The 16,668-nt window shown below is 36.6% G+C and carries 11 protein-coding genes and 1 pseudogene; 11 read left to right on the top strand and 1 reads right to left on the bottom strand.

Going from position 1 to position 16,668, the window contains the following annotated elements:
- The first annotated feature begins 70 nt into the window (after nt 1-70).
- From RMY00_RS14280 to RMY00_RS14260, 5 genes are all read left to right on the top strand, one after another.
- Nucleotides 71-2,170: a patatin-like phospholipase family protein gene (locus RMY00_RS14280; RefSeq protein WP_322648171.1), complete on the top strand. Its 2,100-nt coding sequence runs from the start codon at nt 71-73 to the stop codon at nt 2,168-2,170.
- 239 nt (nt 2,171-2,409) lie between these two features.
- Nucleotides 2,410-2,814: a hypothetical protein gene (locus tag RMY00_RS14275; protein ID WP_322648170.1), complete on the top strand. Its 405-nt coding sequence runs from the start codon at nt 2,410-2,412 to the stop codon at nt 2,812-2,814.
- 157 nt (nt 2,815-2,971) lie between these two features.
- The gene (locus tag RMY00_RS14270) at nt 2,972-4,990 is read left to right on the top strand and encodes an ABC transporter ATP-binding protein/permease (protein WP_322648169.1); all 2,019 of its coding nucleotides are present in this window, start codon (nt 2,972-2,974) and stop codon (nt 4,988-4,990) included.
- A 28-nt stretch (nt 4,991-5,018) separates the two neighbouring features.
- On the top strand, nt 5,019-6,707 hold the full coding sequence (locus tag RMY00_RS14265) for a GUN4 domain-containing protein (protein WP_322648168.1): 1,689 nt from the start codon (nt 5,019-5,021) through the stop codon (nt 6,705-6,707).
- A 38-nt stretch (nt 6,708-6,745) separates the two neighbouring features.
- Nucleotides 6,746-7,156, top strand: coding sequence for a hypothetical protein (locus RMY00_RS14260; protein ID WP_322648167.1), 411 nt, complete (start codon nt 6,746-6,748; stop codon nt 7,154-7,156).
- A gap of 235 nt (nt 7,157-7,391) precedes the next feature.
- Here the strand turns inward: RMY00_RS14260 and RMY00_RS14255 are convergent, their stop codons facing one another.
- Nucleotides 7,392-9,854, bottom strand: coding sequence for a hypothetical protein (locus tag RMY00_RS14255; RefSeq protein WP_322648166.1), 2,463 nt, complete (start codon nt 9,852-9,854; stop codon nt 7,392-7,394).
- A 240-nt stretch (nt 9,855-10,094) separates the two neighbouring features.
- On the opposite strand from RMY00_RS14255, the gene RMY00_RS14250 reads away from it, so the two are divergent.
- From RMY00_RS14250 to RMY00_RS14220, 6 genes and pseudogenes are all read left to right on the top strand, one after another.
- Nucleotides 10,095-10,307 carry a hypothetical protein gene (locus tag RMY00_RS14250; RefSeq protein ID WP_322648165.1) on the top strand — a complete coding sequence of 71 codons (213 nt, stop codon included), beginning with the start codon at nt 10,095-10,097 and terminating at the stop codon, nt 10,305-10,307.
- A gap of 273 nt (nt 10,308-10,580) precedes the next feature.
- Complete coding sequence (locus RMY00_RS14245) at nt 10,581-10,778, top strand: hypothetical protein (protein ID WP_322648164.1); 198 nt, start codon at nt 10,581-10,583, stop codon at nt 10,776-10,778.
- A 161-nt stretch (nt 10,779-10,939) separates the two neighbouring features.
- Nucleotides 10,940-13,465, top strand: a complete 2,526-nt coding sequence (locus RMY00_RS14240) for a cyclic nucleotide-binding domain-containing protein (protein WP_322648163.1) — start codon at nt 10,940-10,942, stop codon at nt 13,463-13,465.
- Nucleotides 13,466-13,907: 442 nt separating this feature from the next.
- Nucleotides 13,908-14,162 (top strand): hypothetical protein, encoded by a 255-nt coding sequence (locus RMY00_RS14235; RefSeq protein ID WP_322648162.1) that lies wholly within the window; start codon nt 13,908-13,910, stop codon nt 14,160-14,162.
- 265 nt (nt 14,163-14,427) lie between these two features.
- Nucleotides 14,428-15,165, top strand: a pseudogene (locus tag RMY00_RS14230) (family 10 glycosylhydrolase); the annotation flags it as partial.
- 290 nt (nt 15,166-15,455) lie between these two features.
- Nucleotides 15,456-16,043, top strand: a complete 588-nt coding sequence (locus RMY00_RS14220) for a Uma2 family endonuclease (RefSeq protein WP_322648159.1) — start codon at nt 15,456-15,458, stop codon at nt 16,041-16,043.
- The last annotated feature ends 625 nt before the right edge of the window (nt 16,044-16,668 follow it).

Here is a 16,668-nt window from a genome sequence, read left to right as displayed (position 1 = left end):
TATTAAATTTATTAATCTTAAGTTCTTTATTGAAAATTGTGAGTTATTGATATTTGGAGATTAAATCCTTGTGTTCAACCTAGTAAATACACAAACAGTTTTAACATTTGATGGGGTAAATGATTATATAGATTTCGGTAGAAACGATATTGGCGGCGTTTTTGCTCAAGGAAGTTCAGCTTTTACGGTTTCCGGATGGATAAATCCACATGAACTAACAAATAAAGCCACTAGTTACGGGACGCGCAATGTATTTTTTGCCCGTTCTTCAGAGAGATTCAGTGACAATTTTGAATTCGGCATCAGTGAAACGGGAAGCCTAGATGTCTACATTGATGAAAGTGTTAGCAAGGGTATTAAAACCTTTGGGCAAGGAGAATTAACTATAGGACAATGGCACTTTTTTGCTATTATTTTTAATAGTGGTCAGCTAACCGTATATCTTGACGAGCGCGAATACAACGATTCTCTCAGAGGTTCATCTTTAAACAAAGCCACAAGTTCTATAACTCTGGGAGCAACGTTACACAAACAAGTCTACTTCAAAGGACAATTAGCAAACATTAGCGTTTGGAATTATCCCTGTACTAAAGCAGAAATACAGATTCATCGTTGTGGGTTAATAGCTGGAGATGAATCAGGATTAGTAGCTTACTGGAAATTAGACGAAGGGCAAGGTACAACTGTCAAAAATCAAACTGGAAAGTCCTACCAAGGAAATTTTCGTGGTAATCCTATTTGGACTTTAGCAGAAATTCCATTTGCAATACAATCATCAAATCCAGTTCCATTCGCAGCAGAATCATCCAATCAAGAAGATATTCAACTTGAAGAAATCCAAACTGAGACAGCAGTTATTCCTGAAGAAAATATCTCACCACTAACTACAAGTTTATTAGCAACAACGGTATCGTTAGTAAGCGACGACGAAAACCAACCAAAGGAAATTCAACAGACAGAAATAAACAGCCAACAATCCGAGATTATTCCAACTGCGATCGCCCTCGAACCACATGCCGAGGAAACCAAAACAGACCAAACTGAAGATCCCATCAATATCCAACAAGCACAAATATTAACTCAGGAGGAATCGCCAGAAACCATGAATACAACAGCCCGTCCCAAATATAAAATACTTTCCATTGATGGAGGCGGTATTCGGGGCATTATTCCGGCATTACTCCTAGCAGAAATTGAAAGGCGGACACAAAAACCTATATTTAGTTTGTTTGATTTAATTACTGGTACTTCCAGTGGCGGAATTTTAGCACTTGGACTAACTAAACCCCGATTAAGTTCCGATGTATCTGATAACTTGCCTGTAGCCCAATACACTGCTGAGGATCTTTTACAGCTATTTCTGGAGTATGGGGTAGAAATATTTTATGAGCCATTGTTTGAAAGAATACTTGGCCCATTAGAGGATATATTTCTCCAGCCAAAATATCCTTCCGAAAGCAAAGAAGAAATTTTCAGAAAATATTTTGATAACGCCCTTATAGAAAATAATCTCAAAGAAGTTTTTGTAACGAGTTATGATATCGAGCAGCGAATTCCGATATTTTTTACAAACCAACTAGAAAAGCAGCAAATAGAATCTAAGAATTTTCAGAAGTTATGTGGCGGTTTTACGCTCCTAGATGCAGCATTAGCAACTAGTGCCACTCCGACTTATTTTGCCCCCCATCGGCTTGTAAACCCCCATAATAGCGGCATCGCCTATACTTTAATCGATGGTGGAGTATTTGCTAATAATCCAGCCCATTTAGCTATTTTAGAAGCACAAATTAGTAGTAAACGAAAAGCCCAAAAAGTTCTCAAAACAGAAGATATTTTAGTAGTTTCTTTAGGTACGGGTTCGCTGACGAGTGTCTACCCTTATAAAGAAGTCAAAAATTGGGGACTCTTACAATGGGGAAGACCACTTTTAAATATTATGTTTGACGGTAGTAGTGAAGTGGTAGCTGGAGAATTAGAACAGTTGTTTGAACCTACTGATAAAGAAGCTCAAAGTTTTTATTATCGCTTTCAAACGTTGTTAGATAGTGAATTAGAAGAAATAGATAATACCAAACTCCAAAATACTCGTCAGTTACAAGCTATAGCCCATCGATTAATATCTAACCAAAGTCAACAAATCGATGAATTGTGTAGTCTTTTGTTGAGCTAAATCAGATTTCTGACATCTTGCACCAGTTAGTTGGTGCAAGATGTCAAACTTTGAATTTCTTCACAAAAGAAATTAATCATGACTCTCTTATACCAATTCACTTAAATTATAAAACAGATATAAACCCTCAAAGGTAAGTATCTCTAAGTTTTTTAATTGCGTTAGTGGAGCGGGGCGTTAGCCCATTGCGAATTGGTATTAGTCATGTTTTCACTTTATAAGGATTGTAGGTAAGTACAATGGATGAACTCGTCAAAAAAATTTCTGGTTTAGGCCTTCCTGGCATACTTTTCGTGATCGCAACGGGTGCATCAGGAGGTAATGTCGCTGCTGTTGTCGCTATGCTTTCAACGCTGGGCGGGCCTTTAGGTCTCTTAGGAGGTTTAGGCTTGCTTGGGTTAGTAGCCGTTCTAGGGGAATATATAGCGGGATTTGGAATTGAAAACATTCTCAAGCTCGTCTATACAGAACGTAGCAAAACTGAATCTGTCAGATTTCTTCTCAAAGAAATTCAAGAATTGCCTATTTCAGATGAGTTAAAACTCAAACTGAAACATCATATCAGCCCAGTAGTCGTTACTGAGCCTGACCAAGGCCCTTTTCCAAGAACAGTCGAAATTGTTGATGACGAACCATTAACCTAGTACCGCAAGGCAAAGGTCACGCATTCAAAAGTCAAAAAGCTTATAATACAAGCTTTTAAACTTATCTAAAAGGAAAAATGGCCTTTGAGTCTAACTTAATTCTCAAAGGTCATTTCAAAATTCCTAGTGTAATTAGTAACGGCTACATTTTTAGAATATGCAAACTCCATCTGTACGCGAGCAAAATACAACAAATCCTTTTTCAGCCTTAATTCAATTTTGGCAGGATGTGAAAGTAGTTGCCGGGCCTTATTGGTATCCAACAAAAGCAGAAGGAAGAGTATTTTCAGATGTGATTCGCTCATGGGTAATGCTCATTATCTTAGTGTTATTAATAGTCGTAATTGTCGCTGCAAATGCTGCAAATAGTTACTGGAATCGCTATGTAATTGACATCGTTATTGAACAGAGAGACCTTGATAAATATAATAGTACTTTATGGCTGTCCAGCTTCATTATTGTCGGGATGGTCTTACTAGTCACTCTTTTGAGATATGTTAGAAAAAAAATAATTATTGACTGGTATAAATGGCTAAATCTTCATGTTTTAGAAAAATATTTAAGCAATCAAGCTTATTATAAAATAAATTTTAAATCTGATATAGATAATCCAGATCAACGCTTATCCCAAGAGATAGAACCCATTACTAGCATTGGTTTGAGATTCTCATCTTCTTTACTAGAAAAATCTTTAGAGATGGGAAGCGCTTTGATAATTCTCTGGATAGTTTCTTCACAAATCGCAATTTATTTAGTTATTTATACAATTATAGGTAATTTCATAGCTGTTTACTTAAATCAAATAATAAATAAAGTTAACCAAGAAGAACTTGCATTTAAAGCAGATTTTGCCTATTGCTTAACTCATGTTCGTAATCACGCTGAATCAATCGCTTTTTTTCAGGGAGAATCTGAAGAATTAAATATAATTCAGCGTCGATTTAATAATGTTTTAAAAACTGCTGAACGCAGACTGAATTTAGAGAGGGGACAAGACGCTTTTGGCAGAGCATATCAGTCTGCCATTAGCCTATTTTCGATGTTTATTCTTACACCTTTATTTCTTCAAGATCAAATTGATTATGGACAAATTAACCAAGCTAGTTTTGCTTGCTTTATGTTTTCTAATGCTTTAGGAGAACTAATAGCTGAGTTTGGGATTTCAGGACGATTTTCTGGCTATGTAAAGCGTTTAGCAGAGTTTTCAGATGCTCTACAAGCTGCTAGTAAACAACCAGAGAACGTCAGTACTATTCAAATTCTAGAAGAAGAACGTTTAGCTTTTGAGAATGTCACTTTACAAACGCCAAATTATGAACAGGTGATTGTTGAAAATTTGTCATTTGCTGTTGGATCAGGCGAAGGGTTATTGATTGTTGGCCCTAGTGGTAGGGGTAAAAGTTCTTTGTTGAGAGCGATCGCTGGTTTGTGGAATGCGGGAACTGGTCGTTTAGTGCGTCCTCCCTTAAAAGAAGTATTATTCTTACCCCAACGACCTTATATTATTTTAGGGACTTTGCGCCAGCAGTTGCTCTATCCTCATACGAATAGGAAAATGAGCGATCGCGAACTTGAACATATTTTGCAACAAGTTAACCTGCAACACTTACTTACCCGTGTAGACGGTTTTGATACAGAAGTTCCTTGGGAAAATATATTGTCTTTAGGAGAACAACAACGCCTCGCTTTTGCACGGCTATTAATTACACATCCTAGTTTCACTATCTTAGATGAAGCAACGAGTGCTTTAGATTTAAACAACGAAGGTAATCTATATCAACAGTTACAATCAACGAAAACAACTTTTATCAGTGTTGGTCATAGAGAAAGCTTATTTAATTATCATCAATGGGTGTTAGAACTTTCACAAGAATCTAATTGGCAACTTGTTTCTGTACAAGATTATCAATTGCAAAAAGGGATTGTTATTAAACCAGTTGAAAAAGAGCAAATTACGATAGATATTTACCCGGAAAATGAACTCAAAATGAAACCAGAATCAACAGCGAACGCCACAATTATAGGACTTTCTCATAAAGAGCTTCAGACATTAACTGACTATTCTCTTACTACGCTCAGAAGCAAGGCTAGTCAACAAAAGTCTGTGACTACTAAGGATGGTGTAACCTACCGCTATAACAAAAACCCGGAAATATTGAAATGGGTAAGAGTTTAGCAACTATTTGTATATTTCAAAATAAGTGATGCTAACTATCAAGCAAAAACAATTAGTTACTTATGAATTTATTACGATTTATGAAACACATTATAGATTTCCTACTTTAAAAAATCCCAAACTAAAAAAAGTTCAAAGAAAAATTAGAACCTGCCAAAGTTTAATTAAAGAAGGTACTAAATATTATTCTTATTTTTGGGGAATAATCAAATGGAAAAAACAAATTAGTCAAGGAGAAATTTTAGCAGAGGTTAAATTATTAATTTCAGATTATACTCAACTTCTGGATTTTTTAGAAAATTATAAAAATAATTATCAAACTTTTTTATTAAATTTTATAGATAACTGGAGAAAATTATTCAACCAAAAATATGATGAAATTAGAAAAGTAAATGAAGAAAGAAGTAAGCTCGAGATAAAAAATAATAACAATTCTCAAATTATTGACAAGTTAAAATGGGAAGAAGAAGAAAATTTAAAATCTATTTTGCTGTTAAGCAATACTAATTTTTTAATTTTAGAAAAAGTAAAGCTACTCAGTAGAGGAATTAAAAATTTAGCGGAAGACACCAAAAATCAAAAGCAAGCTATTCAGAAAATACTTAAAGATATAGAGGTATATCAAGAAATTTATGAATACCAAGTCCAAGCTACAAAAATTCGTCAAGAAATCGCAAAAATAGCTGAAACAGCAATTAATCTAGAAAAGTCTCTACAAGATTACTTTACTCCGTTTCAATCTTTAATAGATGATGTAGTAAAAGTAGATGCAGATTTTTACGCAATTGTAGGAGAAATTCAAAATTTAGCAAGTAGTACTTTAAATTCTCAAGTTAATTTATTAACGATACAAGATACTAGTACTATGTCTCATGATATCCTCAATTTATTAGTGGCAAGTTATGATAAAAAAGATAGACTGCAAGATGCTTTTTTTCAGTCACAATTATTAGATTTACAGTTTCATAACTTTGATTTAGATAAAGATGAAATAACTTTAAATCAAGCGATTTATCTAATATCTAATTATATGTCAACTCAACTAGTTGATCAAAAGAAAGTGTTAGGGATAGAAGAAACAGATATTGTTTCTCCTTCTCCTCAACTTTTTATCGATAAAATAGAATTGGCGGAACAAACTAATAATGATGTTGATATTGAGCTTCCCACAGAATTTAAAAATAATTGGAATATTGATTACAGAAAATTGCAAAACCTTCTTATGCAGTACAAGTGGCAAGAAGCTGATATTGAAACAGCTAAATTAATGCTACAAGTCATGGGCAAGAATGATTGGAATGAAGTTTATAAACAGGATATTATTAACTTTTCATGTGAAGCTTTTCATAAAATCGATCAACTTTGGCAACAATACAGTCATGGTTACTTTGGCTTTAGTATTCAGCAAAGTATTTGGAACGAAATAGGCGGTCAAATAGATTATGAAACAGAAAAAAAACTTGGCGATCGCCTGGGTTGGCGAAAAGAGGGAAACTGGTTAAATTACGACCAACTAACTTTTAAATTATCTCCGACGACACCGATGGGACATCTACCAGTTACATGGTTACATTATGACCAAAATATATTAGACATACCTTCATATTCATCTACAGATCCGTTGTCAATGGCAGCTTGGCGAGTTGGATCTTGGCTAGTATGGCAGATGCACTTATTTTTTACTCGTGCCAAAACTTGTCATGAAACTTTACCATGAGTAAATTGCACATTATTTAATAATAAGGGAGAAAGCCAATGAATAATATGAACCTATCTGATACAGAAATAGAAATGTTACTTTTTGGAAAATGGCGTTTTAATACAAATTGGGAAAAAATTTCTATTGAATTTAAAAATAATATGACTTATGAGCAAACTAGAATTCAAACGTTTCTTTTATCTAAACCCAGCGAATTTATTACGGGTAATAAATTTACTGGCGTATGGCACGTAAATGATAGAAGATTATGTTTAATTGTTAAAACTGTTCCTAAATCATTTTTCAATTTGCAATTACTAATATTATCTAAAGTCGATTTAGCAGATATGATAGCTAGCATCTACTCTATATTTATAACAGAGAATTATGAAGTTATTAAAATTGATAAATCAAAATTTTTAATAAGCAACAATAATCAGAGAATTACTGGTATAAAAATCAATTAATACTTTTTTACTTCTTGTAATATTAACTTAACAAATATAGATAACAACCTAGTACCGCAAGGCGGAAGTCAAAAGTTCACACTGAGCGGAGTCGAAGTGTCAAAAATCAAAAGTTAATAGTGTTATGGAATAAGCTCTTCAGGGCTTTTCAATGGTCTGCTTATTTACGTCGTGCTGTACTAGTTTAGTGCCATTAAGGCTAACTATGACTTGAATTTAACTTTTTTTACCCTATTTATCCTTTTGAATGGTTGGGCTTTCTGATAATGTGCATACCTAAAATTTTTAAAGTACTATTATTATGGCGGATAGTAAGTGATGTTAACTCTTGACCCAACAGATAAAAGCTACCCATAATAGTAACACAATTGTACAGTCCATTTTTTGGACTGTTAAGCGTTATTGTTGCATTCCTTCGATTATTTGTTCCTTTAAGTATTAAAATACCACCAAAATTAAAACTACCCGATGCAATTAATTTACTACTATTAACGCTAGCCGTGATATTGGCAAAGGTGTAGCCTAAAAACTTGAGGCTTCCTGCAATACTGCCAGAATTATTGATATTACCATTAGTTCCTTTGCTGAGAGTGACTGTAGCGCCGTTGAAAGCTAAAACGCCAAAATTGAAATTACTTGTAGCTTGAAATCCGCTCTCGTTGAGGCTGATACCTAACGCGATGAATTGTTTACCTAAGAGAATAATATCGCCTAAACCAAAAACCTTTTTATTAGTTAAATCAAGTTTAAAACTAGGAACATTGAGCTTTATAACATTGCCTAAATTAAGAGCTACATTATTAATTGAAACGTTCTGAGCGTTAAATGATAAAGTGCCGCTACCCAAAGATTGATTAAAAGCAATAATATTTGCTGTTCCTGCTGCGCTTTGATTCTTCAAGTTAACTGTGAGCTTCGGAATAGTCAAAGTTAAGAAACCTACTAAATTCAACCGAACATGCCTCAGATTGACAGTATTTTGAGTAACATCAAACATAATGCCTGCTAGGGTATTACCAAAAACTGAAATTGTTCCTAAACCACTACCACTACCAGATTTTATATCGATACTCAGGGCATCAACATCAATACTTAACAGATTGCCTAAACTCAGGTCAAAGTTTTTAAAGGTAGTATTGGTAGGAGTAATTTTAAATTCAACATTCGCAATTTCGTTGTCAAGAATTTCTAGATAACCATCTCCTTGAAGATACTGCTCACTAGGCGTTACCTTTAAAGATAAATCTAAACTATCGTCATCTGTTCCCTTAATTTTCAGAAATCCTAAATCAATTTCCATAACTTTTAATGAACCAGAGATATTATTAAAAGTTTTATCTCCTTGAAGGATTAAAATTGCCTCATGCCCCCAAGCATTAAGTTTGCCATTAATTTCTAAACCTTCTGATATCGCTTGAGCCGCAATTCTTGTCGGAAAAGGAACATACTTAATTAAAGGATTAATTTTTCCGTCTCCATCCCCATCAATTGATTCGATGTTTAAGTTTACTAAGCTTTCTAAAAATCCTAGTGCTTTGTTAACTAAATCGGTTGAATAACCTACTTGTTTGCTAAGAAAGGAAGTGACTGGCCCCTGCCACAAATCTATTAAGCTAACCGCTTGCTTGGGATTTAAAATTAAAGCTAATCTTTCAGGATCATTAGTGTCTATCAGAAAAGCTACCTCAAGCTCTGTTTTATCCCATTTCAAATCACCAATGAAGCCAAAATTATCAAAGTAAGGAGGTAAATACGTTCCGCCTCCTTGAAACCTGATATTGCGAAGTTCAGTTCCTACCAATCCATAGGGATTATACCAAGATTTTTCACCTTGTTGACAAAAGTATGCTGTTAAAGATTCGGGTTCGAGAGACAGACTACCAGAGAGAAATAACTTAGGTTCTTTTTCTTGGGTGGGATCGTAGCCTTGAAGAATTAAATTTCCAGTTAATCCAAAGTTTGGCTCTAAATCAGCACCAATATTTAATCCTATAAGTAAGTTATTAAAAGTAGCCTGAAATTGTTGCTGAGAGAATAGCTGAATATCGCCTGAAATATTACCTGTTAAGCTAACCTGTCCTCCCGGATTAAAGTTAATTATCGCTCCTAAGCACGCAATTCCTAAGCTTCGATGAATAAAACTGCTGAAATTTGTCTGGAGATTATCGAAATCAATATTTCCAATAAAGTTGAATCCTTTGCTTAACTTAATGCAACCTAATTTTGAATGTATGAAATCATGTTCAGTATCAGTGATAATTAGCTCTGGGTTGCTTAATTTTAAATCGTTAATAATAGGAAATTTACTCGCTATATTGCTAAAAATTAAATCTTCATTTAATTTGTATTTTAATGTGGTTTGCTTGCCGAAAAATAACTCAATATCTTGTTTATTTAGTAATCCTTTAAAACTGATTTCAAATTCTGGAGAAATTTTATTAATTATATATTTTGGTGAAGATATTCTAATTTCAGGTTTTCCAAATACTTCAACAATGATTCTATCAAGTGCCACATTTATGTATGGAACTGTACTATGGATGCTAAAAATTTTGTCTAAATTTAACTGCAATTTATGGTCAAAATCTAAATAAGTTTCTGAAATTGAGGAGACTAAATTTACATTATCTAAAAAATCAAGTTTTAATTTTATAGCATTAGGTAAGGTAATTATTGCGAAATCAATGCTATTAGCCATAAGTAAGTTGATGTAAATGTGTTTAACAGATTGGTTTAGAGGTTATTTATAGCAAAGCGTTTATAAACTCAATTCAAGGCTTTGCTGGCAAATCGTATTCTCAAAAAATTTTTCAATACCAATTCGTCAGAACTAGATGTGAAAGTTTCCTTGAATTTAGTAGAGCAACGTAGCCAAATTATAGCTAAAACAGCCACATCACTGAGTTAAAAGAATCGTCAAGTCTCACAAAAACAGACATTGGCTTGGTCGGGGCTGCCGGTCGTCACGGTGCGGCCGACGGTCTTCCTTGAGGGCTTCTTCCTGCGTCTGGCTGCTGCTGGCATCCGGGACAATGATGAACTGGCACTACCGTTAGGTAACAGCAAGACCTCGCCTATCTCGGCTGTTGATGTGGCGCGTGCCGTTTCCGCGATCCTCGATGACCCTGCCTCGCATATTCCACGCTTCTAATGCACACAACCAATGGTGTGATTGACTGATTATATATGTTAGTAATAATACACTCAACTGCCCGTAACTCATTCCTTGGTGGTTCTTGTGCAGTTTCTTCATTTTTTGGTCGATATATTTGGCTATTTCTAATGGAATATCGTCTTTAAAGGATTTGATCGCTTCCCCGATCCCCGCAATTTTACTCTTCTAGATAAAGGTAAGCTTCTGGGCGAGTTAAAAACAGTTAAATTAACAATTATTTTGTCCCAGAACAACTCCAAAGTGAGCCAGATGTCTTACCCACTTGTTCTATATCGACCCTATCCTCACTGGGCCGATGCTTATCAGATCAATTTGGGCGATCGCTTTGATTCTTGGCTTCAACCAGGGCAACCTGTTGAGTATGAAATTTGCATTGAACAAAATACCCGTTCCGGAGTCACCTATACATCTGGAATGGAAACGTCATTAAATTTGCATCAAATTTAGTTTACGCTGAATACGAGTGTAGTGCAAAAGTTTTTAGCTTAATAGCAAGGACAAACATTGCACATTGTGTATTAATACACAACAGATGAATACAGATATTTTGAAATACCCTTTCAAGGATAATTCTGGTTATACATAACAGCTTACACGGAGAACTTAATATGACATCTCCAGAAACGATTACATGGCTACAAGAACGGACGAGTTTAGGAATTCTCTCATCTGAGGTGTTAAATGCGATCGCTCAAGTAATTGAAGAACAAGTTGTACCAGCCGAAACTGACTTAGTTAGCGAAGGCACTCCTCCAGAAGCCCTTTATATTCTTGTAGAAGGTCAACTCGAAAGCAATAGCACCAATCAAACCAACCCAGCCTTAGCTTGTGGATTCCTCCCTGGAGCAGTGATTGAACTCAAAGAATTGCTGTTGGATGAATTAACTCCATTCACAATTACTACGGTGACAGATTGTCATTTGTGGGTTGTGCCTGGTGATAAATTCCGTGAATTAGCCACCCAATACTCCGAAATTGCTCAGGCTTTTTCGCGCCAATTGGCTCAAGAATTAGCTCAGGCAACATCTGCACTTGGCTATGAACAAGAACGCTCCGTAGCTTTGCGACCATATTTAGTTACAAAAGCCCAACGGGGAATTGTCGGTACAAGTCGTTATGCTGTGCGGTTGCGCGAGCAAATTAGAGAAGCGGCAGCTGACCGCAAATCAGTGGATATTTTTGGAGAACCAGGGTTAGAAAAAGACAATATAGCAGCCCTCATCCACTTTGGTTCTCCAAAACGCCGAGAACCAATTATTAAAGTAAATTGCGGGATTCTGCAAACTAGCGGTGCAGATTTATTCGGTCGTGCTGGCGGTAAACCAGGATTGTTGGAATGGTTGGGAGAAGGTACTTTAGTTCTTAACAACATCCAAGAATTGCCTGAAGAATTATTACCCCCGGTGACGCAGTTGCTCAAAACTGGCACATATACCCCCGTCAGTCGTGCAGGAGAAGCAGCACCTGAACCTCGTCCCAGCAAAGCCAGAATTCTGATTGTTTCCGAAAAAACTCAGCCGACAATTGAACGCTGTATTGGTCACATTATTAAAGTACCACCGCTACGGGTGCGGAAAGCTGATATTCAGGCACAAGTTGAATACTATATTAGCCTTTACACTCGAGCTAGAGGCGTTCCCAAACCCCACATCACCCCAGAAGCTTTACGTCGCCTCCAGTCTTATGATTTTCCTGGCAATCTTAAGGAATTAAAAAATCTGGTAGAAAGAGCGATCGTGCAAGCAGAGGGTGCTAATGAATTAACAGAAGAAATTTTCTGGCCAGCCGAAACGAAGAAAAAACGATTTCGGGTGAATCTGTTAAATGCCTATCCTCGTTTGCGGCGGTTTTTGCGTAGTCCCTGGTGGCCCGATCGCATTAACTATGGTTTTACTGCAACGGCTTTTGCAATTATAGTTGCAGTCTTATTTATTGGGCCGCAAACCCGCGATCGCAATTTCGTATTAAATCTATTTTGGGCTTGGTGGTGGCCTTTCTTCCTATTTCTCTTTCCCTTTTTGGGGCGTATCTGGTGTTCTGTTTGTCCCTTCATGATTTACGGGGAAATTACCCAAAAGTTATCTCTCTGGCTGTGGCCTCGAAAACTTAAGCGTTGGCCCAGAGAGGAAGCTGAGAAATGGGGCGGATGGTTTATGTTTGGTTTGTTTACTCTAATTTTCTTATGGGAAGAACTCTGGCATTTAGAAAATACCGCTTATCTGAGCGCTTGTTTGCTGCTGTTAATTACGGCTGGGGCGATGATCTTCTCTGCTCTTTTTGAGCGGCGATTTTGGTGTCGTTATCTCTGTCCCATCGGCGGCATGAATGGTTTATTTGCCAAACTCTCAATGACGGAACTCCGCGCCCAGCAAGGTATTTGTTCTGCCAGTTGCACCACGTATCAGTGCTATAAAGGTGGGCCACAAAAGGGCGAAGGGATGGAAACTAATGGATGTCCCTTATATTCCCATCCAGCGCAATTAGAAGATAACAGAGATTGCGTACTGTGCATGACTTGCCTGAAAGCCTGTCCCCATCGTTCCGTTGAGTTTAACTTGCGTCCCCCTGGAATTGAACTGTGGACAACTCATGTACCCCGCACCTATGAAGTAGCATTATTGTTGTTGCTGTTGGGTGGGATATATCTGCATCGCTTGCCAGAGTTGCAATCTTGGTTGGGGTTACAACTGGATTTAACTCAGTTTTGGCAGCACTTGGGATTATCCCTGCTAGTGTTAATCATCCCAGCGATTTTTACCTTTGGGGTTTATGGCTTGCTGCAAGTGTTCAACTTTAACCGCAAGTCTCGATCATTTGTAGAACTTACCTATGGCTACCTACCATTAGTGTTAGGGGGAAACTTGGCTCACTATCTGCGTTTAGGTTTAGGTGAAGGTGGACGGATTTTACCTGTAACCTTTGCTACCCTTGGTTTGAGTGGTGAACAATTGCCAATATTGGTTGCTCATCCGGCTGTCATTGCTTTTTTGCAAGGTACAACGATAATATTTTCAGTGTTAATGACTATGTTATTAACGCAAAAGATTGCCAAGCAACCAGTGCGATCGCTCATGCCGCAACATCTAGCAGCAATCGGTTTGGGAGTTAGCATCTGGGCAATTATCGTGTTTTGAGCTTCACATATAGCGATCGCGATAATACGGTTCGGTTAACATCCTTATATCTCGAAGATCCCCCCTTTTTAAGAGGGTCGCCGCAGGCGGGGGGATCTTTTTTACAAGACGGTGCGCGAATGGCGATCGCAGATATTTTACCAGACACAATTAAGGCTAAAACTCTTTATCAATATTCAAGAACTGCCTTTCTTCTATCCAAAGTCAATTTTTTAAGGTAGACGCAAAGAAAAGTAAGTAATTTTAGTTGAATTGTATTGACCTATACATTAAATTTTGTGCCTTTTTCAACTGGATAGTTATTTCTGTCTTCTTACAGTAGTCAAATAAATATATTTTTAACTACAATATTAACTTCATTCTGGAATTTAGCTTTTCTACTGTGTAATTACACGTAGAATAACAAATCTAGAACTTTTAATAACTTGCAGATAACAAACTAATGACACAACCTAACTCGCAAGACAAAAATAGTTTTCTTTACCCTCGTAGCCGATATTATGGTAATTTCCAGCCAGAAACTTTAGCTTTTAATGCCAACCTCCAAGAATTTGCCCAAAAAATTAGTTACATTACTTGCCTAGAAACAGGTGGAAAGCTGTCTCCAGAAGAAGCTTACGAGCAAATTAAGGCGCTTTGGAAACAGTTAAAACATAGCAAAAAGGAATTGGCTATTGGCGAAAATAAAGAAATTTAAGCTTTTCCCAAAATGCACGAACTATTGTTCAAGCAACTTTATGTGATTTTACTCTCACTAGACTCAAAAAAGGAGGTTAGCCCAGCTTCCATCCTCATATATATTCTTGGAAAAATTTTGTATCCAAGCTTACAATTCCTTTTAAAGAACGGGGGATTTAGAGGGTATAAAACGTTTTACTACCAAGAATAAGACTTTTAAAACATCCTTTAAGGTTTAATTTGAGATTGCTATATATAATGAATTACCAGGCAATCATCATATTATGTCGCGCCAAAAAAAGCCAATTGGATGTGGATGTGCTAATATTCCTTTCTCTGTAATCATAGTTATTTTAGGAGGTGGTTATTGGTGGTTCAGTCAGAAAGAAAATCTAGATATCAGCAAGCTTTTACCTAAGAACCAACAAATAAATATTCCAATTTTGAATCCGTCTCCAACTGCTTCTTCAACCCCTACTGTTTCTCTCTCAAGTATTCCCAATCCCATTTTAAATAATAACCAAGCTTCGGTAAAAACAATACAAAATCAAAAAGCATCATTACCTCCAACTCTTTGGGAGAAAAAAGTAATTAGAGGCATTTATTTAACTCGCTACCAAATCACCAACAATGCCGATGAGCAAACAATTAGTGAAAGAGTTCGTTACTATCACTCTCAAGGAATTAATACAATTATTCATGGTGTTTGGGGGAATGGCTGTACGATGTACAATAGCGAAGTTATGCAGCAAACTCTAGGCTATAAAAGTTGTTAAAACCAGTTTCAAGAGCAATGGTTAAATTGGTTGATTGTTGAAGCGCATAAACAAGGAATGCAAGTTCACGCTTACTTTGAGAAGGGGATTAAAATAGATAAAAATAGTCCCATTTTTGATTTAGCGATCGCCAAAAAATGGATTGTCCCAGAAGTGTATAAAACCTACTCTGGAATCGATCATTATGTTCTGGATGTGGAGATTATTGAAGTTACTAATTTTTTTAAAAATATTTTAGTAGAATTTTGTACAGTGACAAATTAAATGGCGTTGAGACAAATTCGTGTCATCAAGCTAAGCCTTATCTACTTTAGGCTTGCGACAATTTGTGTTGATACAGCCTGTAAGTTCCCTGTGCTGCTTCTAAGCTTAACGCTAGAGAGTACAAGCTTCACACCCTCAATGACATTAATTTGGCATAGCGACAAATAAAAAGTCACTGTACAGATACAGGCATCTCACACGTTTGACAAGAAAAATTAATGGATACAGATGGTAAGCTAGAAAGTACATAACAGTTAAATCGATGATGTCCCATGAATGTTGTCACACCAAAACGATTTACTATTGACGAATATCATCGGCTGATTGAACTGAAATTTCTAAAGGAGAGCGATCACATCGAGTTGATTCGCGGAGAACTAATTCAGATGGTAGCCAAGGGCACACCTCATACAGTCTGCGGTTCTATCTTATGCCGCCAATTGGATCGGTTGTTGGGCGATCGCGCCGTGATTCGCGGACAAGATCCGATTACTTTGCTTTCGCAAAGTGAACCTGAACCAGATGTGGCGATTGCACGCGGTAAAGATGAAGATTATCTCGCACATCATCCTTATCCTGAAGATATTTTTTTAGTGATTGAAATTTCGGACTCAACCTTAAATTACGACCAAACAACAAAGTTAGAAATCTACGCAGAAGCCGGAATTTCTGATTATTGGATTGTCAACTTAAATATTCGCCAACTTGAGCGTTACAGCCAACCGTATCAAAATGCTCAAGATGAATTTAATTATCTCAGCAAGCAGATATCTTTACCACATCAGTCAGTAGCGATTCCTGGATTTGAAGATGTTTTATTAGACTTGAATCGGGTATTTTCCACAGTTGTAAATGCCTAGAAATACGCAATTTCCCATTTCACACCCAACAGTTGAAACGTTGCAATCCAGCGTCTCTTAAGCTCGACTTTATCCATTTTTTTGCAACGCTCAAGCTGACGCTGAAAGCTTTGTCGGATGGTAGTTCTACTTTTTCGATTTCACCGATAATCAGTCACATGAGAAAAGTTTTTGCCAAAAAGCTAGGGTTTTGCCGTATCAAGAGAACCAAGTTCTTAATTTTGGATAAAGTCGAGCTTAGTGTCTGTAAATTCGAGTATCATTCCTGTAAATGGAGGATTTAACGAAAATCTCTGCGCCTTGAGTTGGTTGAGTTTTTGAAGGCAACCCGGACAGCTAGTAATTGAGTCATCATTCTTCCTCGCTGACGTATTACAAAAATAATCTACATTACTACATTATCTCATTTCGGCAGAACTAGCATCAAATACTGCGATGGCTTGATAGTACTTCAGTAGATGGCTAGGCAATATATTCTTTGAGCAAGTCATCATTACTCAATTGGTGGGCATCAAGAAGATTAGTGGACAAAATAGACTGCCCGGATTGTTATTTTTGAGTGGGGCATCCGCGACTTTGAGCAAATGGCTTGACAGGTTACAGGATATGGTTACTGGTGATGGAA

Origin of the sequence: Nostoc sp. ChiVER01 (assembly GCF_034531155.1) — a bacterium.
Taxonomy (GTDB): Bacteria; Cyanobacteriota; Cyanobacteriia; order Cyanobacteriales; family Nostocaceae; genus Nostoc.
This window is presented reverse-complemented; position numbering and strand designations above follow the sequence as displayed.